The organism is Amycolatopsis australiensis (assembly GCF_900119165.1).
GTDB classification, from domain to species: Bacteria; Actinomycetota; Actinomycetes; order Mycobacteriales; family Pseudonocardiaceae; genus Amycolatopsis; species Amycolatopsis australiensis.
The window spans coordinates 3764645-3785160 of sequence record NZ_FPJG01000006.1 but is presented as its reverse complement, the minus strand read 5'-3'; the positions used below and the strand labels follow the sequence as shown (position 1 = coordinate 3785160).

General features: G+C 71.1%; 16 protein-coding genes and 1 pseudogene. 5 read left to right on the top strand and 12 right to left on the bottom strand.

Going from position 1 to position 20516, the window contains the following annotated elements; all coding sequences use genetic code 11:
* Positions 1-8: 8 nt before the first annotated feature.
* On the top strand, positions 9-221 hold the full coding sequence (locus BT341_RS45890; protein ID WP_218177749.1) for a hypothetical protein: 213 nt from the start codon (positions 9-11) through the stop codon (positions 219-221).
* A gap of 256 nt (positions 222-477) precedes the next feature.
* Here BT341_RS45890 and BT341_RS19375 read toward each other — a convergent pair whose 3' ends face one another.
* From BT341_RS19375 to BT341_RS19355, 5 genes and pseudogenes are all read right to left on the bottom strand, one after another.
* Positions 478-1218, bottom strand: a complete 741-nt coding sequence (locus tag BT341_RS19375; RefSeq protein WP_072477645.1) for a hypothetical protein — start codon at positions 1216-1218, stop codon at positions 478-480.
* Positions 1219-1252: 34 nt separating this feature from the next.
* On the bottom strand, positions 1253-1846 hold the full coding sequence (locus tag BT341_RS19370; protein WP_218177748.1) for an RNA polymerase sigma factor: 594 nt from the start codon (positions 1844-1846) through the stop codon (positions 1253-1255).
* A gap of 45 nt (positions 1847-1891) precedes the next feature.
* Positions 1892-2626 (bottom strand): tetratricopeptide repeat protein, encoded by a 735-nt coding sequence (locus tag BT341_RS47900; RefSeq protein WP_072477644.1) that lies wholly within the window; start codon positions 2624-2626, stop codon positions 1892-1894.
* 58 nt (positions 2627-2684) lie between these two features.
* A pseudogene (locus tag BT341_RS19360) lies at positions 2685-4667 on the bottom strand (tetratricopeptide repeat protein); the annotation flags it as partial.
* Positions 4668-5056: 389 nt separating this feature from the next.
* Positions 5057-5308 (bottom strand): YrhK family protein, encoded by a 252-nt coding sequence (locus tag BT341_RS19355; RefSeq protein WP_072477642.1) that lies wholly within the window; start codon positions 5306-5308, stop codon positions 5057-5059.
* 123 nt (positions 5309-5431) lie between these two features.
* Between BT341_RS19355 and BT341_RS19350 the strand changes: the two genes are divergently transcribed.
* Both BT341_RS19350 and gad read left to right on the top strand, forming a co-directional pair.
* Positions 5432-6301 carry a class II glutamine amidotransferase gene (locus BT341_RS19350; protein ID WP_072477641.1) on the top strand — a complete coding sequence of 290 codons (870 nt, stop codon included), beginning with the start codon at positions 5432-5434 and terminating at the stop codon, positions 6299-6301.
* A 16-nt stretch (positions 6302-6317) separates the two neighbouring features.
* Positions 6318-7748 (top strand): glutamate decarboxylase, encoded by a 1431-nt coding sequence (gad, locus tag BT341_RS19345; RefSeq protein ID WP_072477640.1) that lies wholly within the window; start codon positions 6318-6320, stop codon positions 7746-7748.
* Here the strand turns inward: gad and BT341_RS19340 are convergent.
* The 7 genes from BT341_RS19340 to BT341_RS19310 form a co-directional block, all read right to left on the bottom strand.
* Positions 7743-8081, bottom strand: a complete 339-nt coding sequence (locus tag BT341_RS19340; RefSeq protein WP_072477639.1) for a phosphatase PAP2 family protein — start codon at positions 8079-8081, stop codon at positions 7743-7745. The genes gad and BT341_RS19340 overlap by 6 nt on opposite strands.
* Before the next feature lie 140 nt (positions 8082-8221).
* A complete protein-coding gene (locus BT341_RS19335; RefSeq protein WP_072477638.1) occupies positions 8222-9676 on the bottom strand; it encodes an amidase in 1455 nt (484 codons plus the stop codon).
* A 257-nt stretch (positions 9677-9933) separates the two neighbouring features.
* Entirely contained in the window at positions 9934-11595 is a 1662-nt protein-coding gene (locus BT341_RS19330) for a glycoside hydrolase family 13 protein (protein ID WP_072477637.1), read from the bottom strand.
* A gap of 31 nt (positions 11596-11626) precedes the next feature.
* Positions 11627-12484: a carbohydrate ABC transporter permease gene (locus BT341_RS19325; protein WP_072477636.1), complete on the bottom strand. Its 858-nt coding sequence runs from the start codon at positions 12482-12484 to the stop codon at positions 11627-11629.
* Between the two features lies 1 nt (position 12485).
* On the bottom strand, positions 12486-13475 hold the full coding sequence (locus BT341_RS19320) for a carbohydrate ABC transporter permease (protein ID WP_072477635.1): 990 nt from the start codon (positions 13473-13475) through the stop codon (positions 12486-12488).
* A 10-nt stretch (positions 13476-13485) separates the two neighbouring features.
* Positions 13486-14760 carry an ABC transporter substrate-binding protein gene (locus BT341_RS19315; protein WP_072477634.1) on the bottom strand — a complete coding sequence of 425 codons (1275 nt, stop codon included), beginning with the start codon at positions 14758-14760 and terminating at the stop codon, positions 13486-13488.
* 29 nt (positions 14761-14789) lie between these two features.
* Positions 14790-15890, bottom strand: coding sequence for an ABC transporter ATP-binding protein (locus tag BT341_RS19310; protein ID WP_072477633.1), 1101 nt, complete (start codon positions 15888-15890; stop codon positions 14790-14792).
* Positions 15891-16046: 156 nt separating this feature from the next.
* Here BT341_RS19310 and BT341_RS19305 point away from each other — a divergent pair, with 156 nt between their 5' ends.
* Together BT341_RS19305 and BT341_RS19300 are read left to right on the top strand one after the other, a co-directional pair.
* On the top strand, positions 16047-17054 hold the full coding sequence (locus BT341_RS19305; RefSeq protein WP_072477632.1) for a LacI family DNA-binding transcriptional regulator: 1008 nt from the start codon (positions 16047-16049) through the stop codon (positions 17052-17054).
* 969 nt (positions 17055-18023) lie between these two features.
* Entirely contained in the window at positions 18024-20516 is a 2493-nt protein-coding gene (locus BT341_RS19300) for a molybdopterin-containing oxidoreductase family protein (RefSeq protein ID WP_072482043.1), read from the top strand.

Here is a 20516-nt window from a genome sequence, read left to right as displayed (position 1 = left end):
TTGGACGGATGCGGCGAGAACGCCTCGAGATGCGCGTCGGCTGGATCAGCCTGGCCGCGGTCAGTCTCGGGATCGCCGGGTTCGGCGTCGTGGTCGCGATCGCGCCACCGGCCGGCGACGCGCTGCGGTACCGCGCGGACGGGCTCGCGTCGGCCGGCACCGGCCTGTTCGGCGGGCTGCTCGCCCTGGTGCCGTACCGGCGCCGGGAACGGTGGGCCTGATTCGCGCTCTGGTTCCACCCGCTGTTCTGGCTCGCCCACCTGCTCGGTGACTTGCCGCCCGGGAAGGACCACGTTCACCAGGTCGTGTTCATCGCGCTCTCGCCGGCCGGCCTCGTCGTGCCCGCCCGCCTGTTCTTCCGGCCCCGCCAACGTGATCATGGACGGACGGCGGCCCGGTGATGGGGGTTCGGCCGCCGCCCGTCCGGCAGCGGCGATCCCCGGAATGGGGGTGGAGGGATCGCCGCGGGTCTGACCGTCAGTGCGTGGGACGCGTGTTCGGCGGCCCGGACGGATGGGTGGCCGGCGGCCCGGACGGGTGCGAGCCGGTCGAGTGCTCCTTGCCGTTGTCGGAACGACCCGGGACCGCGGGCGCGCCCGTGGTCCGCACCGGCGTCGGCGCTTCCGCGCCGAGCAGGGCGGCGCAGTAGCCGTCGACCCCGGCCTGGCCACCGGCGGCCGTGACCAGCGCCGTGAACGCGGGGTTCGCCGGCGCTTTGCCGCGCTCGGCCTGGTCCCCGGCTTCGTAGGCACGGCACAGGCCCGGCAGGGAGGGAGCGGGCGCGGGCCGGGTCTCGTCGCGGGTGTGCGCCGTGGTGGACGTGGCCGGTTCGCCCGCGGCCGGGTCGCTGGGCGCCGACGTCGCGGGGGCCCGCGGCGGGTCACCGGCGGGGAGCGGCAACGCGCCGGTGACCGCGGCCGTGGCGACTCCGCCGGCGGCGAAGATCGCCGCCGCGGCGGCCGCGACCTTCGCCGTGAGCAGCTTCGCCCACGTGCTCTTGCGCATCGAGGGACTCCCGGGTCGAGGGGCATGGGTGTGCCGAGCCGCCTCGAGGAACGCCGCCACGGCCGCCGGCTCCCCACCCAGCTCGCCGTCGCGCGGTGGGGCGGCCGCGGCGGCGAGCAGGCCGGCCAGCGCGCCCGGGACGTCGGCCGGCGCACCCCGAAGCAGCTGCTCCGCGGTGTGCCGGTCGAGCCGGCGCCCTTCGTGCTTGCTCATCACACACCCCTCAGCGTCGCGCCCCCCGAAAGTGTCACACCTGCCCGCCGAGCCGGTCGGCGAGCGTGCGAAGTCCCCGGTAGGCGGCGGTGCGGACGGCGCCGGGACGCTTCCCGAGCACGGCCGCGGCCGCCTTGGCGTCGAGCCCGAGCACGGCGCGCAGCACCACCGCCTCGGCCTGGTCACGCGGGAGCGTCGCGATCAGCGCCAGTGCCGCCTCGGTGGCCGCCGCCTCGATCGCGGCCCCGGCGGTGTCGTCCGGCGCGGGCCGCTCGGGAAACCACTCGGCCGGCGCCTCGGCGACCGGGCGGCGCCGCTGCCGCCGCAGGTGGTCGAGGGCCCGGTGGCGGGCGATCGTGGCGGTCCAGGCCCGGAAGCCGTCCGCGTCGCCGCGGAACGACGCGAGGTCCCGGGTGATCTGCAGCCACGCTTCGGAGGCGACGTCCTCGGCGTCCTGCCCCACCAGAACCCGCAGGTAGCGGCACAGCCCCGGCTGGATCGCCCGGTACAGGACGCGGAAGGCGTCCTCGTCGCCGCGCTGCGCCCGCCCGAGCGCCGCCGACAGCCCGTCGCCGGTCAGCACCTCCGCCGACGGCCGCCCACCACGGTAAGGGACCGACTCCAGCACCACACGAAATCCTTTGCGGTCAGCCCCACCGCGTTGTCGCCGCCATCATGGTCCATCCACCCGGGCCCGCGGAACCCCGCCCCCGGACGGGCCATCCGCGCGGAGCGTCGCCAGAGCCGCGTCGACGTCGCATCCGGTGACCCGGTGCAGCTCGGCGAAGTCTTCGACGGCGGCCTGGACGTCGTCGGCGTCGTGCTTGCCGTCCAGCGCCGTCCGGAGCTGCGCGAGCGCTTCCTCGTGGCGGCCGCGCGCGGCCAGGAAGACGGCGACGTTGAACGCTCGCCAGCTGTCGCCCGCGTTCGCTTCCGCGGCCGCGCGCTCGATCTCCAGCGCCGCGGCGAACTCCGTGCCCGCGGCGTCCCGGTCACCTCGGGCCCACCGCACGAGACCGACCTGGTATCGGATCCAGCCGTCTGCCGGATCGTTCCGCAGCAGTTCGGCGAACACCGCGAGTGCGTCGTCGTGCCGTCCCATCACCCGGTAGGTCTCGGCGCGCTCGACGACGACGTCGAGTGATTCCGGACTGAGCACGTGAGCCCGCTCGAAGTCGGCGAGGGCTTCTTCGTGCCTGCCGCAGATCCGTGACAGGCTCCCCCGCTCCAGCAATGCCCACCGGTAACCGGGGTTCAGCTCGATCGCGCGGGTCAAGTCGCCGAACGCGGCATCGTAGCGGCCGAGGTTCCGGTACACCTGGGAACGGGACGCCAGCACGAAGTCGTCGTCCGGCGCGGATTCGAGCGCGCGCTCGAAGTCGGCGAGTGCCGCGTCCCGGTGTCCCATCAGCCGGAAGGTCTCGCCACGGTGAGCGAGCACCCACGAGTTGTCCGCGTCCGTGCGCCAGGACGTCGTCGAACACGGTGAGCGCCTCGGTGAACCGGCCGGTGACGCGCAGCACGATCCCGCGGTTGACCTTCGCCCAGTCGAACTCCGGATCGAGCTCCAGTACCCGCTCGAAGTCCGCCAGCGCCTCGGCATACCGCCCCATCAGCCGGTAGGTGCTGCCGCGGGAGCCGATCGCCCACCGGTAGTCCGGTTTCGCTTCGATGACCCGGCTCAGATCGGCGACCGAATCGTCGTACCGGTTGAGGTCACGGTAGGTGTCACCGCGGAACGCGCGCGCCCAGCCGAGGTTTTCGTCGAGTTCGAGCGCCCGGGTGAAGTCGGCGACCGCCTTCTCGTACTCCTTCATGCCTTGGTGCAACGCGCCGCGCTCCCCGTACGCGAGCGCGCGGTGCGCGGAGTCGAGTGCGGTGTTCTCCGCCAAGCTCGTGCAGAACGCGAGCCGGCCCCGCTTCTCGTCGGCGTACGACGTCGTCAGCTCTTCGCCGTGCCGGGCGAGGGCCGGTGTCCCGCTGTCCTCGCCTGCCTGGCGGATCATCGCCGTCCACCGCGGGACGAACTCCGGGTTTTCGTCGAGCGTGTCGACCAGCGACTCCAGTACCGGCGGCAGGGCGGCGGACGGGTGCGCGCAGAGCCGGTGGTACGCCTCCTCGATGGCGAGCACCTGGAACCGTTCGTCCCTCCAGGCACCGGCGAGGTCGTGCGACTCCACGCTCACGCGGTAGTGCTCCGCCAGCTTCTCGTGCCGCGCGCGCCATTCCGCCGACGAGCGACGGCGCTGGACGCGCAGCATCGCGTTGCGGACCACGTCGTGGTAGCGGTAGCCCCCGGCGCGCTCGGCGACGAACGGCAGGCTCAGCAGCCACGCGAAGTCCTCGTCCGCGCCGGTCGCCGCCGCGTAGGTCTCCCGGTCGAGGCGCCGGGGCAGGGCGCCGAGCAGGGCCGACTCCCGCCGGCGCGAGTCGCTCTCCCACTTCAGGAAGCGCTCGACGGCGTTGTCGCTCGGGTCGCTGACCTCCTCGACGTTGCCCGGCCGCGCTTCGGCGAGCATCGCGACCAGGACGGGCAACCGGCCGGTGAGGCCCAGGACGACGTCGACGACACCCTTGTCCGTCACGCCGCGCGCGGCCAGGAGCTGCACCGCCTCGGGTTCGGTGAACACCTCCAGCGCGATGTCCGACCGGACGGCCAGGTAGTCGCCCCAGGCGTTGACGTCCAGCGGGTGCTGTCCCGCGAGCACGAGGACCAGGTTCGCCGGCAGGTCCCCATAGCGGCCGGACAGCAGCGTGCGCAGCCAGGCGTCGAGAAAGGCACCGGTCCGCTCGTAGGTGTCGAAGAAGAGGACGACGGGCCGCTCGGCGGCGATCTCGCCGAGGTCGGCGACGAACAGCGGCGTCAGAACCTCGACCGGCGACAGCATGAGCCGGACGTCGTGGTGGTTGCGCAGCTTGCCGTTGAGGTAGGACCGCAGCCGGTCGACCTGGCCGGCGACCGCGTCGGTGTTCAGTTCCTTCGCAAAGGGCCCGACCAGCGGAATGTCCTCGGCGGCCCGCAGCCCGATGCGCACGGCCGACCGCGTCAGCGCGGAAGAGAGGCCCTCCGGGGCGGCGGGGTCCGAATCGAGCTCGTACTGGTGCTTCCGATAGGTCTCGGCCCGCTTCGCGAACTCCTTGCAGTGCGCGTCCTGCTGGGCGAGGTCCGCGGAAACAGCCTCGAGCGCGGCGGGAATGTCGTAGACGGTTTCGTCGACGTAGGCGGTGAGGCAGCCGGCCTCGCGGGCCAGCCGGATGAACTGCCGCAGCAGGAAGGTCTTCCCGATGCCGGCGTCACCGTGGACGCTGAAGAGGAATCGCCGCCGGACGTCGTCGACGGGCAGGCGCAGGTTGTCCTGGAACTGCGCGAGCTCCTCCTGACGGCCGACGAAGCCGCCGGACTGCCGCCGCCGGATGAGTTCCTGCAGGCTGACGGATCTGCGGTGCACGGGACCCCCACCAGTTCGCCGAAACGGACACGGCTCACGGTAGCCGACGGGCCGGCCACGACCGCCCGCGTGTGCGGCTGTGGCCGGCACCGGGCGACCGGCAGCCCGCGGCACCAGCCGGCCGTCGGCGCGTCAGGCCGCCACGAAGATCCAACGGGAGGATTCGCTGCCACACGTCCTGGGGACGACACCGTCGAGGATGCCGCCATCGGAGTGCACGCAGTGTTGGTGGTGGTTGTCGCGAATCCAAGTCAGCAGCCGCACCGGCTGTGGCGAGCCGACGCCGCAGTTCCTTGGCCGCCGGGATCGGTTGTCCGCAGCCGATACGTCATCCGGACGGACGGATGGTGCGTCCCCTGTCCGGCCGGTTCACAGCGCCGGCAGCGAGGTCACCCGCGCAGCCGCGCCTCGGCGGCCTCGCCCGGCGCGCCGTTGAGGCGGTGCCGCTCGTACGTGTAGAACGCCTGGCCGACCGCGCCGAGCATCATCCCGGCCGAGCCGATGATGAACAGCCAGATCGCGACATCCTCGGTCGCGTGCCAGATGAACAGCACGCTGCCGACGAAGAAGATGACGTTGCCGATCACTCCGATGGCGAGGTGGACGGCCGGGAACTCGCGGATGAAGACCTTCACGTTCACCCGCCCGGATTACCCGCCGCCGAAGCGGTCAACCACACGCTTGGCCGACACAAAAGTTTGACAGCACAACGGATGGTTCGCGCGCCCCGGTCGGCGTATCCGCAGCGCGGGAAGGAGTACGGGATGTGTCGTCTGTTCGGTTTGTCCGCCGCGCCTGAGCGGGTGCGTGCCACCTTCTGGCTGCTCGAAGCCCCCGACAGCCTCGCCGCGCAAAGCCGCCGGGAACCCGACGGGACCGGCCTCGGCTTCTTCGGCGGTGACGGCGAGCCGCACGTGTCGAAGCAGCCGCTGGCGGCCTACCAGGACGAAAAGTTCGCCTACGAAGCCAAACAGTGCGAATCGGCCACCTTCCTCGCCCACATCCGCTACGCCTCCACCGGCGGCCTCGAAACCCGCAACACCCACCCGTTCACCCAGCACGATCGTCTCTTCGCCCACAACGGCGTCATCGGCGACCTCCCGGCGCTGGAGCACCGGCTGGGCGACTACCGCGCCCTCGTCGAGGGCGACACCGACTCCGAACGGTTCTTCGCCCTCGTCACCAAGGAGACCGACGCCCACGGTGGCGACGTCGGCGCCGGGATCGCCGCCGCCGCCCGCTGGGCCGCGCGGCACCTGCCGGTCTACGCGATCAACCTCATCCTCACCACCGCCACCGAGCTGTGGGCCTTGCGCTACCCGGACACCCACGACCTGTTCGTGCTGCAACGCTCGCCCGGCGGCCCGCACGGCGACCGCCACCTCGAGCACGCCAGCGCCGCCGGCCGCATCCGCGCCCGTTCCGGGCCGCTGGCCCACCACCGCGCCGTCGTCGTCGCCAGCGAACGCATGGACGAGGACCCCGGCTGGCAGAACCTCGAACCCGGGCAGCTGCTGCACGTCGGGCCGGACCAGGTCGCCACCCGCCGCGTCGTCGTCGACCAGCCGCCGGAGCACCCGCTCAGCCTCGACGACCTCGGCGCGCACGCCGCCGCGTCCCAGCACGGCCAGTAACCCACCCGGAGGACCCATGCCGCTCAGCCACCCGTCCCACCGCCAGGACCGGCGCCGCGCCGAGGTCGCGGTCAACCCCGTCTTCACCCGCGAACCCGTCGTCATCCCGCGCGACCGGATCCCGGACGGCGAACTGGACAACGACACCGCCTACCAGGTCGTCCACGACGAGCTGATGCTCGACGGCAACGCCCGGCTCAACCTCGCCACCTTCGTCACCACCTGGATGGAACCGAAGGCCCGCGACCTGATGGCCGAGTGCGCCGACAAGAACATGATCGACAAGGACGAGTACCCGCGCACCGCCGATCTCGAACAACGCTGCGTCCGCATGCTCGCCGACCTCTGGCACGCCGAAGACCCCGCCGAGGCCACCGGCTGCTCGACCACCGGATCGAGTGAAGCCTGCATGCTCGCCGGGCTCGCCCTCAAACGCCGCTGGCAGCACCGCCGACGCGCCGCCGGGCAGCCCGCCGACCGGCCCAACATCGTCATGGGCATCAACGTCCAGGTCTGCTGGGAGAAGTTCGCCAACTACTGGGACGTCGAAGCCCGCCTGGTCCCGATGGACGGCGACCGGTTCCACCTCACCGCCGAAGAAGCCGTCCGCTACTGCGACGAAAACACCATCGGCGTGGTCGCGATCATGGGCTCCACCTTCGACGGCAGCTACGAACCCGTCGCCGGGATCTGCGCCGCCCTCGACCGGCTCCACGAGGAGCACGGCTGGGACGTCCCCGTCCACGTCGACGGCGCGTCCGGCGCCATGATCGCCCCCTTCTGCGACGCGGACCTCGAATGGGACTTCCGGCTGCCCCGGGTCGCCTCGATCAACACCTCCGGCCACAAGTACGGCCTCGTCTACCCCGGCGTCGGCTGGGTCGTCTGGCGCGACGCCGCCGCCCTGCCCGACGACCTCGTCTTCCGCGTCAACTACCTCGGCGGCGAAATGCCCACCTTCGCCCTCAACTTCTCCCGCCCCGGCGCCCAGGTCGTGGCCCAGTACTACAACTTCCTGCGCCTCGGCCACGACGGCTACCGCCGCATCCAGCAGTACTGCCGCGACGTCGCCACCGACCTCGCCCGCCGCATCGCCGGGCTCGGCGCGTTCCGCCTCATCACCGACGGCAGCCACCTGCCGGTCTTCGCTTTCACCCTCGCCGACGACGAAACCGGCTACTCCGTCTTCGACGTCTCCGCGGCACTACGCGAACAAGGCTGGCTCGTGCCCGCCTACACGTTCCCCCGGAACCGCGAAGACCTCGCCGTCCTGCGGATCGTCGTCCGCAACGGCTTCAGCCACGACCTCGGAGACCTGCTCATCGACGCCCTCGAGCGCGCCCTCCCCCGCCTGCGCGGCCAGGACAAACCCCAGCACGGCCGGGAATCGGCCGGCTTCAGCCACGGCGCCGACAGCCCTCAAGCCCAGCACCAGCCGACGTCATGACCGGCGTGCGGCAAGACGGCCCCACGCCGACGCGGCCGGAACGGAGACCGCCGGCAACGTGACACCGCCCGCGCCGTCGACCACGTAGTGGTTCCCCGTGGCGAGCACGTCGGCCGTCATGAGCGGCGGCAACAACCACGGCAGCAGCGCCAGGCGCGGACGGGTGCTCCGGAGCTCGGACCACGCCGCATACGCGCACCGCAGCGACCAGCCCACGTGCATGCTCGGCATGGCGGTGTAGCGGGTGGGGCTCGTCCAGCTCGCCTGGTGCGGGAGGTCGTACCGGGCCACGACGTCGACGGCGCCCGGCAGCGCGAACCGCGGTGGCGACATCGGTACCGCCCAGTAGACCGGTCACGGTTCGCTCGATGTCGATGCGCATCGCGTGTTCCGCGGATTGGAGGGCCAGCGCATCGGCGTCGGCCGCCGCGAAGTCCTTGCCGACAGCGCCCTCCGGCGGCGGAGTCACGCGGTCACGATAGCCGACGACCACCTTCAGGTGCCCGGAAGCCGCCGAGCTTCGGCTCGAGCAGTTCGGCCAGCCGCAGCGGGGTGCGGTCTTCGAACATCGGGCCGACGAGCTGCACGCCGACCGGCAGGCCCTCGGGCGACCGGCCTGCCGGGACGGCGGTGGCCGGCAGGCCGGGCATGGTCGCCAGCCCGGCCCAGACGAGCTGGTCGAAGTACGGGTGACCGGCGCCGTCGATGTCGATGCGCCGTTCCATCGGATTGGGGTGGTGGTCGTGCGGGAACGCGGGCGTCGGCGTGATCGGGCACACGACGGCGTCGAATTCGGCGAACAGCTGCCGCCAGCCGTGGCGGTGCAGTTCGCGGCGGTTGTTCGCCGCCGTCCAGTCGCGGTGGCTCAACGCCATGGCGCGCAGCCGTACGGCGTCGAGACTGCCCTCGTCGGCGCGTTCGCGCAGCTCCTCCTCCGATTCGATGGGGAACCGCGCCACCGAACCGGAAATCAGCAGCTGCATGTACAGCGTCGCGGCTTCGGCCGGGTCGGGCAGCAGGCAACTGTGCCGTCCGACGCGGGCACCGCCGTCGGCGAGCGCGTCGGCCACCCGGTGCACACCCGCCCGCACGGCGGCCCCGGTCGGGATGCACGGATGCTCGTCGAGGACCAGGACCCGGAAATCGCCGAGCCGCTCGTGCCGGGCGGGCGGCAGCGTCACCCGGTGCGCCACGCCGAACGTCAGCGGGTCCGGCCCGGCCATGACGTCGAGCAGCAGCGAGAGATCGCGGGCGGACCGCGCCATCGGCCCGGCGACGGCGAGGTCGGGCTCGACGGGCAGGGCCGGCTCGGACGGCGGGACCATGCCGCGGACGGCCGCCAGCCCGAGCGTCGGCTTGTGGGCGTAGACGCCGCAGAAGTGCGCGGGGGTGCGCAGCGAGCCGGCGAGGTCGGAGCCGATGGACAACGCTCCGAACCCGCACGCCAGCGCCGCCGCCGACCCGCCGGAGGATCCGCCCGGCGTGCGCGCCGGATCCCACGGATTCGTGGTGGTGCCGTAGATGTCGTTGAAGGTCTGGATGTCCTGCAGCCCCAGGGGCACATTGGTCTTGCCGAGCACCACGGCGCCGGCGGCCTTGAGCCGCGCCACCTGCACGGCATCCTCGGCCGGAACGTGGTTCCGGTGCGGCGGCATGCCCCAGGTGGTGGGCAACCCGGCGACGTCGTACGACTCCTTGACGGTGACCGGAACCCCGAGCAGCGGCCGGTCCGCACCCCGCGCCCGCGCCTGGTCGGCCCGCCGCGCGGCGGCCAGCGCCCGGTCGAAGTCCGGCACGCAGATCGCGTTGACCACCTCGTCGTCGCGCTCGATCCGGCCAATCGCCTCTTCGGTCAGTTCCACCGACGTCACCGCACCGTCCCGCATTGCGGCGACAAGTGCTTCGGCCGTCCGAAAGCTCCATTCCATGACTGCGAAGCTAACGGCCCGTCTGGTGAGGCACGAAATTCCGGTTCGTGCAACGAGAAACCGAATTCGCCCTCGGGTTCTGCCGCCGAAGGCGACCTACCCCAGGTCACCCGCCGGACGGGGCCGACGCCACCGGCGCAGGCCACGAAATGCCGCGCCGGGCAACGGGACGGAGGTCTCAGTTGTCGGCCACCGAATCAGCTCGGGCGGAAGGTGACAGGCACGGTGTAGCCGGTTCACCTTCCGCTCCGCCGCTGTTACCGGAGCCACGCCGCCGAGTTGCCGGGGAGTTCTCCCCCGGTGTCGGCGGGCTCGCTGCGCAGCAGGATCGTTCCCCACTCGGCGGGCGGGGTGAACGGTTCGCCGCCGAAGACGACGACGCAGGTGGCCTCGCCGCGACGGAAGGCGAGCACGTCGTCACGGCCGGGGGCGGGCAGCCAGGTGACCGCGGTGTCCGCCGCCGGGAAGATCGTCCGCTTGAGCTGCAGGGCCGCGCGGTACAACGAATGGGTGGAGCCCTCGACGCCGATCTGGGTGTCCACCGCGTGCTGGGCGAACCAGCCGGGTTGCGGCAGCCAGGGCGCGGCCGCTGTTCCGGCCGGCGAGAACCCGAAGTTCGCTCCCCCGGCGGACCAGGGCAGCGGGACGCGGCAGCCGTCGCGGCCGTAGTCGACCTCGCCGGACCGGTGCCAGGTCGGGTCCTGGCGTAGTCCGGGTGGGAAGTCGAGCACCTCGGGCAGGCCGAACTCTTCGCCCTGGTAGAGGAACTGGGAGCCAGGCAGCGCGAGCAGCAGCATCGTCGACGCCCTGGCTCGGCGCTGTCCCAGTGCGACGTCGACCTCGCCGCGCGGCCGCGACCGCGCGGCCTGGGCGTCCACCTCCGCGGGCAGGGATTCGGGGCGCACGATGCCGTAGCGCGTGACGGTCCGGTGGACGTCGTGGTTGGCCAGCGTCCAGGTGATGGTCGCGCCGGTGGCGCCGATCTCGGCGAACGCCCGGTCGATCGAGGCGCGGAACAGCGTCGCCGACCATGGTTGCAGCAGCAGGTCGAAGAAGAAGGCTTGCGGCAGTTCGTCGTCTCGCAGGTAGGCCGCGAGCGAGGTGACCTCCGGGACCCAGACCTCACCGACGAGCGTGATGTCGCGTTCGGGGCCGTAGGAGTCCGCGATGGCGCGCCAGCTGCGGTAGACGTCGTGCACCTCGGGCTGGTCCCAGGCGAATTCGTTGTAGTGCGCGCCTTCCCAGTCCGGCAGGTCGGCGTGCTTGTACAGGCCGTGGGCGACGTCGATGCGGAAGCCGTCGACGCCGCGATCGAACCAGAACCGCAGGACCTTCTCGAACATCGCCGGGACTTCGGGGTTGCGCCAGTTGAAGTCCGGCTGTCCGGCGTCGAAGAAGTGCAGGTACCACTGGTCCGGTTCGCCGTCCGGGCCCGGGACGCGGGTCCAGGCGGGGCCGCCGAACTCGGAGCGCCAGTTGTTCGGCGGCAGCTCTCCGTGCTCGCCGCGGCCGTCGCGGAAGACGAACCGGTCGCGCTCCGGTGAGCCGGGGGCGGCGGCCAGCGCCGCCTGGAACCAGGGGTGCGCGCTGGAGCAGTGGTTGGGCACCAGGTCCATGAGCACCCGGATGCCGCGGGCGTGGGCGTCGTCGACGACGGTGTCGAATTCGGCCAGGCTGCCGTAGGCGGGCTCGATGCCGGTGTAGTCGGCCACGTCGTAGCCGTGGTCGGCCTGCGGGGAGGGGTAGCACGGGTTGAGCCAGATGCCGTCCACGCCCAGGTCGGCCAGGTAGTCCAGGCGGGAGCGCAGGCCGGCCAGGTCGCCGATGCCGTCGCCGTTGCCGTCGGCGAAGCTGCGCAGGTAGACCTGGTAGACGACGGCGGTGCGCCACCACGGGAGACGGCGGTGCTGTATCGACACGGTGCGTTCGCCTTTCTCGGGGTTTTCCGGGCTATTTCACGGCTCCGGCGGTGAGGCCGGAGATGATGCGGCGCTGGAAGAGCAGGACCAGCGCGACCAGCGGAACGGTCACGACCGTGCCCGCGGCCATGACCGCGGTGTAGGGCTCCTGGTGGGGCAGGCTGCCGGTGAAGTCGGCGATCGCCACGGTCACCGGCGCGACGCCGGCTTTGCCGTTGGACAGCAGGTTGGCCAGCAGGAACTCGTTCCAGCTGGAGATGAACACCAGGATCGCCGTGGTGAACAGGGCGGGTGCGGCCAGCGGCAGGATGACCAGGCGGAAGGCCTGCAGCGGGCCGCAGCCGTCGATGCGCGCCGCCTGCTCCAGTTCCCAGGGCATCTCCGCGAAGAAGCTGGTCAGGATCCAGACGGTCAGCGGCAGGGCGAACGAGATCTGGGGCACGATCAGGGCCGGGTAGGTGCCGAGCCACCGGATCTCGGTGAACAGCTGGAACAACGGCGTCACCAGCGCGACGCCGGGGAACATCGACGCCGCCAGCACCGTGCCGAGGATCAGGAACTTGCCGCGGAAGTGCAGCCGTGCGAGGGCGTAGGCGGCGACCACGCCGATGGCCATCGCCAGCGTGGTGGTGGCCACCCCGATGAAGAGGCTGTTGAGCAGCGCCTGGCCGAGGTGGTTGCCGCGGCTGGTGTCGAAGGCCGTGCGGAAGTTGTCCAGGGTGAGGTGCGTCGGCCACGGGGTGGTGTCGAAGGTGAACCCGACGTCGCGGAAGGCGGTCACCACCATCCAGTAGAACGGGCCGAGGCACCAGAGGGCGATGACCGCGATGCCCGCGTACAGCCCGAGCCGGCGCCAGGAGAACCTGGCGAGTGCGTGCGGGACGGCCATGTCAGTTCACCGCCCGTTGCTGGGACCGGACCACGTTGAGGTTGAACAGCTTCACGAGCGCGAAGGCGATCCCGAAGATGAACAGGAACGTGATCGTGGACAACGCGGACGCGCCGCCGTAACCCTGCTGGATCTGCTGGATCACCAGGATGGACAGCGTGGTGGTGGCGTGCCCGTCACCGCCGCCGCCGTGGGTCAGGATGGCCGGCAGGTCGTAGATCCGCAGCACGTCCAGCAGCCGGAACAGCGCGGCGACGAGCAGCGCCGGGCGCAGCAGGGGCAGCGTGACGCTGGTGAACCGCCGCCACGCGCCGGCCCCGTCGACCCGCGCCGCCTCGTGGACCTCGCCCGGGATGATCTGCAGGCCGGCGAGGACGAGCAGCGCGACGAACGGGGTCGTCTTCCACACGTCGCCGATGACGACCGCGAACCGCGACGCCCATTCGCCGTCGGTCCACAGGATGTGCGTCCCGAGGACGTGGTTCACGACGCCGTCGTAGGCGAACATGAAGAACCACAGCTTGGCGGTGACCGCGGTCGGGATCGCCCACGGGACCAGAACGCTGGCCCGCAGGATCGCCCGGCCGGCGAAGGACCGGTTCATCACCAGCGCCATCGCGGTGCCGAGCACGACCTCCAGCACCACCGTGGTGACCGTGAAGAACACGGTGACGCCGATCGCGCTCCAGAACTGGCTGCCGAGCGTGCCCGGCGGGCACGCCGCGTTCCCGCACCGCTGGGCCAGCCAGTGGATGTAGTTGTCCAGCCCGGCGAATCCGCCGCCGCGGGTGAAGAATCCGCTGTGCAGCGACTGGTCCCGGGTGAACGAGGTGATGACGGCGGAGACGACCGGGTAGCCGATGACGACGGCCAGCAGCACGATCGTCGGGGCGATCAGCATGGCCGCGAGGCGGCCTTCACCGGCGCCGAGACGCACCCGGCGGCGGGCCTTCGGCCGGGCCACGGCCGGCTTCGGCAAGGTGGTGGTCATGACACTCCCCCTAGCTGCCGTCGGCGGAGTTGATCGCGGCCTGCATGTCGTGCAGCGCCTGGTCGACGCTCTTGTCCCCCTTGATGGCGGCGTAGGCGTTGTCCTGGATCGCCTTGGTCACCGCGGGGTAGAACGGCGTGACGGGACGGCTGCGCGCCGAATTCAGGCTTTCCCCGAGCGTCTTGAGGTAGCCGAGTTTCGGATCCGCGAGCAGCTGCGGATCGGCGTAGAGGGAGGCCAGCACCGGCGCGTTGGACTCGTTGACCAGAACCTGACGCTGGATTTCCGGAGTCTCCATGAACCGCATGAAGTCGATCGCGGTCGCCTTGTGCGCCGAGTAGACGTTCACGCCGAGGTTGTGGCCGCCGAGCGTGCTGGTCCCGATGCCGGTGGGGCCGGGTTCGGGGGCGACGGCGAACTTGCCCTTCACCTTCGACGCGCCGTCTTCGGTGGCCAGGTTGTACACATAGGACCAGTTGCGCAGGAACAGCAGCTTGCCGTCTTCGAAGGCCTGCCGGCCCTGCTCCTCCTGGTAGGTGACGGCCTCCTTCGGGATGTCACCACGGCGGTAGGCGTCGGCGAGGAAACCCAGTCCCCGCTTGGCTTCCGGGCTGTCGACGGCGGCGGTCTTGCCGTCCGCTCCGACGATCTGGCCGCCCGCGGCGTGGATGGCTTCCGCCGCGTTGACCGTCAGGCCCTCGTACTTCGCGAACTGTCCCGCGTAGCAGGCCATCCCGTGCACCTTGGCGATGTCGCAGTCGGCCCGCAGCTCGTCCCAGGTCGCCGGCGGCTTGGGGACGAGGTCGGAGCGGTAGTACAGCATGCCGCCGTCGGAAGTGGCGGGCGCGGCGTACAGCTTGCCCTGGTACGTCGCGGCGGCCACCGCCGCCTTGAGCAGGTCGCGGGTGTCGATCGCGAAGTCGCCTTCCAGCGGCTGCAGCCAGCCCTGCGCGGCGAACTCGGCGGTCCACACCACGTCGACGGTCACCACGTCGTAGCCCGCGTCCTGGGACTTGAAGTGCTGGACCAGGTCGTCGTGCTGCTGGTCGGCGTTGTCGGTCTGCTCCTTGAGCGTCACCGGCTGGTCGGGGTGCCGGGTGTTCCACTTGGCGACGATGTTCTTCACGTCGCCGGTGTTGTCCTTGCCCTGCACGAAAGTGATCGGGCCGCGGCCGGTCCGGTTCTGCGCGGCCGGGTCGTCGCCGCCGGATCCGCAGGCGGGCACGGCGAGGACGATCAACGCGGCCGCCGCCGCGGCGGCGAGCCTTCTGGTGCTGGTGTTCACGGGGGTTCTCCTTGCTCGGAAAGGCCGGTTCAGGCGGGCAGTCGGTCGCCGGTGGCGCTGGAGAAGAAATGCCATTCGCCGGGGCGCGGGCACAGCCGGAGCCGGTCCCCGGCGGCGATGCGGCACTGCGGGCCGACCCGGGCGACGAGGTCGGCGCTACCCCGTGGCGAGTCCACGAACGAGCCGTGGACGTAGGCGTCCGCACCCAGTTCCTCGACCAGGTTCACGGTCACGTCGAAGCCCGGCTCGTCCGGTCCGCCCGGGCGCAGCGACTCGGGCCGGACGCCGAGCGTGATCGACGACCGGCCCTCCGTCGCGGCTTCGGCGATCGTCGCCCGCGTCAGCGGCACCTCGATCCCGCCGGTCCGCACCACCCCGCCCGCGACCGGGACGTCGGTCAGCAGGTTCATCGCCGGCGACCCGATGAACCCGGCGACGAAGACGTTCGCCGGCGCGTCGTAGAGCTTGCGCGGCGTGTCGCACTGCTGGAGCACGCCGTCCTTCAGCACGGCCACCCGGTCGCCCATCGTCATCGCCTCGACCTGGTCGTGCGTCACGTAGAACGTGGTGGTGCCGAGCCTGCGCTGCAGGGCCGCGATCTGGGTCCGGGTCGACACCCGCAGCTGTGCGTCCAGGTTCGACAGCGGCTCGTCCATCAGGAAGATCCGCGGCTCACGCACGATCGCGCGGCCCATGGCCACCCGCTGCCGCTGACCGCCCGACAAGGCCTTGGGCTTGCGGTCCAGGTAGTCCTCGAGATCCAGCAGCCGGGCGGCCGCCCGCACCCGCCGCACGATCTCCGCCTTCGGCGTGCGCGCGATCTTCAGCGCGAACCCCATGTTCTCGGCGACCGACATGTGCGGGTAGAGCGCGTAGTTCTGGAACACCATCGCGATGTCCCGGTCTTTCGGCGGGAGGCCGGTCACGTCCCGGTCGCCGATCCGGATGACGCCGTCGTCGACGTCCTCCAGCCCGGCCAGCATCCGCAACGAGGTCGACTTGCCGCAGCCGGACGGACCGACCAGGACGAGGAACTCCCCGTCGGCCACCTCGAGGTGCAGGCCGTCCACCGCGGGCCGGTCGGAGCCCGGGTGAACCCGGCTCACCTTCTCGAACATCACGGGCGCCATCGCCAGTCGCCGTCCTCTCGCCACGTCGCGTTTCCGGCAGGTCCCGCTCCGGTGAATCGGCTCAGTGATCCGTTTCACTGATCCGGTTCAGTGGAGCGCGTCAGCTAGAGTAGGTCCGACTACAGTCGTGGTCAAGGTCTCAGGGAGGAGCCGTCAGTGGGGACGAACCGAGGGCGGGCCACGGTCGCCGACGTCGCGCGGGAGGCGGGGGTCTCCAAGACCACCGTCAGCTACGTGCTGAACAACACCCCGCACCAGAAGATCCCGGACGCCACCCGGCAGCGGGTGCACGACGCGGTCTCGCGGCTGGGCTACACCCCGTCCGCCGCCGCACGCGCGTTGAGCCGGGGCCGTGCGGACACCGTGCTGCTGGCGATGCCCGGCCTGCCCATCGGCCCCCACGTCGCGCACCTGATCGAAGCGCTCGCCGAGGACCTGGGCAAGCAGAACCTGACCCTGGTCACCCACGTCGAGCTGCCCACCCGGCCGCTCGCCCAGCTCTGGCGCGAACTGGAGCCCGGTGCGGTGGTGACGTTCACCCCGGTCGACCCCGCCGAGCAGCGCGCGATGCGCGCCGCCGGCGTGTTCCTCGCGAACCTGCTGCGCAGCCCGGCGTCCACCGAGCGGCAAGCGCACGTCCTGCTCGTGCCCAACGAGGAGATCGGCGAAATCCAGGTGCGTCACCTGCACAGCACCGGTCACCACAACCTCGGCTACGCGATGCCCGCCGACGCCAGGCTGACACCGATCGCCGAGGTCCGCCTGGCCGGCGTGGCCGCCGCCTGCCGGGAACTCGGCCTGCCGGAACCGGACGTCCGGCTCGTCCCGCCCGACACCGAAGGCGCCGCGGAAGCGGCCGCCACCTGGCAGGCGGCGCGACCGCGGGTGACCGCCGTGTGCGCCTACAACGACGAAGTCGCGTTCGCCCTGCTCGCCGGAATGCGCAAGCTGGGTCTCACCGCCCCGGACGACCTCGCCGTGATCGGCGTGGACAACATCCCGACCGCGCCGTTCGCGGCACCACCGCTGACCACAGTGGACCAGGACATCGAGCGGATCAGCGCCCAGCTGGCGGCGATCATCGTCGCGGGAATCACCGGCAAACGCCCCCCTCGCTCCACACACGACGGAATACTGAAGCTCACTGTCCGCGAATCCGCCTGACCACCGCCCGCAGTACCCACCGGCCCGCCCGGCACGGCTGTGCACAGCGGATGGGCCGCCTTCCCCAGACGGCAGGTTCAGTGGCTACGAACATGCGGCGCGGGCACCGATGACCGCGGCGGTCGGCAAGGCCCAGGGCAGCGAGTCGGCCCAGACGAGACTGCTGCGCAAGAAGGGATGACCGCTGATGAGTTGCTCCGTGCCCCGGGTGCTGCTACTTCGGAGTCGGTATCAGGCGACGCCACGACCGTTGCTCCACTCGGCATCGACCTCGACGCACTGGGCGTGCGAGCAGCTGGTCACAGCGTTCGAACCGGCGACGTCCGGCATGCGTTCGGAAGCTATACCTGATCACATGACCGCGGATCGCCACGGAAACCGAGTCCACCAGTAGATCGCCAAGGCAAGCACGGAGGCGACCAGGCGCACAACCTGAAGTGGCGTGGACGTACCGACGACGTCGCTTGAGCCGATGTCCGAACGCGCAGGATTTCCGAACTTCTCGGCGACCTCCCCGAACTCCGTGTCGGTGATGCGGGCCAGCGCGTCGAGCGTCTTCTTGTGATCGCCGCCGTCTCGCGGCGCGGATCTTCGTCAGGCAGGCGAAGCCGCGAGCGTCGGCCTCGCGCAGGAGATCTTGGCGCTCAGCCCGGCCGGCTTGGCAGGCGGTAACGATCAAGGGTGCCCGCGAGGCCGATGCTCGCGCCGAGGAGCGTTGGGGCGGCCGCGTCCACCTCACTCCCTTGCGTCATGACGGTAAGTCCCCATGAAGCTGTGGACATTCACCCGTTCGTCGGCCCCCCGCTCACGAGTGCCGCATTCGCGGAAAGTTCGCTGCAACCATCGGTCATCACCAATCGGTTGCGACATTCGTTGCTATGCAATGGTTCCGCCACTCCTTAGTGTGGATCGACGCGTGTCGATGGAGTCGCGCGCTGTGTCCCTTCCTCTCTTCTGGGGGTGGTCCCGATGGACGATTTCACCGGTCTGTCACGCCGAGGTTTCGTGCAAGGTGCCGTGATCAGCGGCGCGTCCCTGTTCGTCGACCCGGCCGCCGCTGCCGCCGATCCCGCGCAGCCGGACGCCCACCACGGCGGCCCGATCGGCGGAGGAGCGCTCAACTTCACCACCGATTCGGCCGCCCTTCACCCGGACACCGTCGTCTCGACGGCCTGCCAGTTCTGCAACTCGAACTGCCGCCTCAAGGTCGGCATCCGGGCCGGTCGGGTCATCAGCGTCTCCGGTGATCCGGACGATCCGGTCCAGGCCGGCAACTTCTGTGTGAAGGCGTCGATGATGCCGGAGCTGGCCTACAGCCCGCTGCGGCTGACCACTCCCCTGCGCCGGGTGTCCGGCGCCAAGGGCTCGAAGGACTCCAGGTTCGAGCCGGTCTCCTGGGACGACGCCCTCGACCTCATCGCCGACCGGCTCCTGCGGCTGCGCGACAGCGGGCAGGTGAAGTCGATCGCCAACCGCACCACCGGGCGGCTTCCCCGCGGCACCGGCTCGCTGGTCGCACGCCTGTTCGCGCTGCTGGGCAGCCCGAACAACACCGACGTGGGCCCGGTCTGCAACGACGCCGGCGGCGACGCCCTCGCCACGACCTTCGGGCTCGGGAACTTCACCAACGGCTACGGCGTCGACGCCGCCACCGGCCGGGAGGATCTCGGTGCGGCGAAGTACCTGCTGTTCCTCGGCACCAACCAGGCCGAGACGCACCCGGTCACCTTCGACTACCTGCTCAGAAGCAGAGCGAAAACCAAGGCGAAGCTCGTCGTCGTCGACCCCCGCCGGACCCCGACCGGCGCGGCCGCCGACACCTGGGTCGCGCCGAAACCGCACACCGACTTGGCGCTCGTGCTCGGCATGCTCCAGCACATCATCGCCCGCGACCTCCACGACAAGGCGTTCGTGCGGCGCTGGGTGCTCGGGTTCGCCGAACTACGCGACCACGTCAAGGACTACACCCCCGACTGGGCGGCCGGCGTCACCGGCGTGCCGGCCGCGACGATCCGCCAGCTCGCCGAGGACTACGCCACGGCCAAGCCCGCCGCGATCTTCTGCAACGCCGGGATCTCCCACCAGCTCGGCGCCTTCGACACCTACCGCGTCCTGACGTTCCTGGCCGCGGTCACCGGCAACATCGGCGTCCCGGGCGGCGGGTGCAACTTCATGCACAACACCTGGCCCGGCGACCTGCGGCTGCCCGAGCTGACGGTGGCCACGCCGCCGCTGGAGCAGGCGCTGCCGGTCGGGCCGGACTACTTCGCCGAATCGATCCTCACCGGCCGCCCATATCCGCTGAAGGCCGTCATCACCGAGGGCAACCCGCTGATTTCGTCAGCGAACACCAACAAGGTCCGCGAGGCGTTCGAGAAGCTGGACTTCTACGTCTACACCGGCCTGTTCATGGAGGAGGCCGCCTACTACGCCGACGTCATCCTGCCCGTGTGCAGCGGTCTGGAGCTGGACGGCGTCTACATGCGACGCGACGACCGCGCGATCCGCTGGCAGCACGCCGCCGTGCCACGTGCCGGGCAGTGCAAGCCGGACTGGGAAATCTGGATCGACCTCGCCCACGCCTTCGGCCGCCTTGACCGGAAGAAGCCCGCGGGCTACTGGACCGACGCCTTCCCGCAAAGCTGGAAGGACTATTCGCAGCTGTGGGCGGAGTTCGTCGAGCACACCCCGGCGATGGGCGGGATGACGCAGCAGCGCATGGACGCCCGCGCCGAGCCGCTGCGCTGGCCGTGCCCGGCGCCGTCGCACCCCGGCGTCAGCACGCTCTACCTCGACCACCCCTCCTGGTACGAGGCGGCGGCCGCGCTCGGCGCGCCGGGCAAGCGATTCCTCACGCCGAGCGGGAACGTCGAGATTTTCACCCCGGAGCTGGACCGCAAGCTCGCCGCGGCCGGGCACCGGGCGCTCCCGGTGTTCTACACCCACCCCGAGGTCACCGGTGCGAACCCGACGATCGCGTACGAGCCCGGGTTCGTCACCAACCCGGTCAATCCGCAGGCGGTGACGCACAAAGTGCGCCTCGGCGTCCCGGGCTCGGACGCGGTGCACCGCGACTTCCCGCTGATGGGCATGACCGGGCGGCCGAGCGTCGTGCACTTCGCGTCGGTGACGCACTGGACGCCGACCGGCGAGCAGCTCAACGGGATCCGCCTGGTCCAGGTGCACCCGGATACCGCGCGGCGGTTCGGGATCGGCGACCGCGACACCGTCGTCGTGGAGAGCCCGCGCGGGAAGGTGACCGGCACGGCGCTGTTCTGGCCGGCGATCCGGCCGGACACGATCTTCGTGCCGAACACCTTCGGGCCAGCCCAGCAGGTCGGCGACCAGTTCGGCGACCCGCGCTACGAGGCCGTCAACGGGCTGGTCGACGACGCGTTCTACGACAACCTGTCCGGCCAGCAGGCGTACAAGTGCTTCGCCTGCCGGATCAGCAAGGCCTGA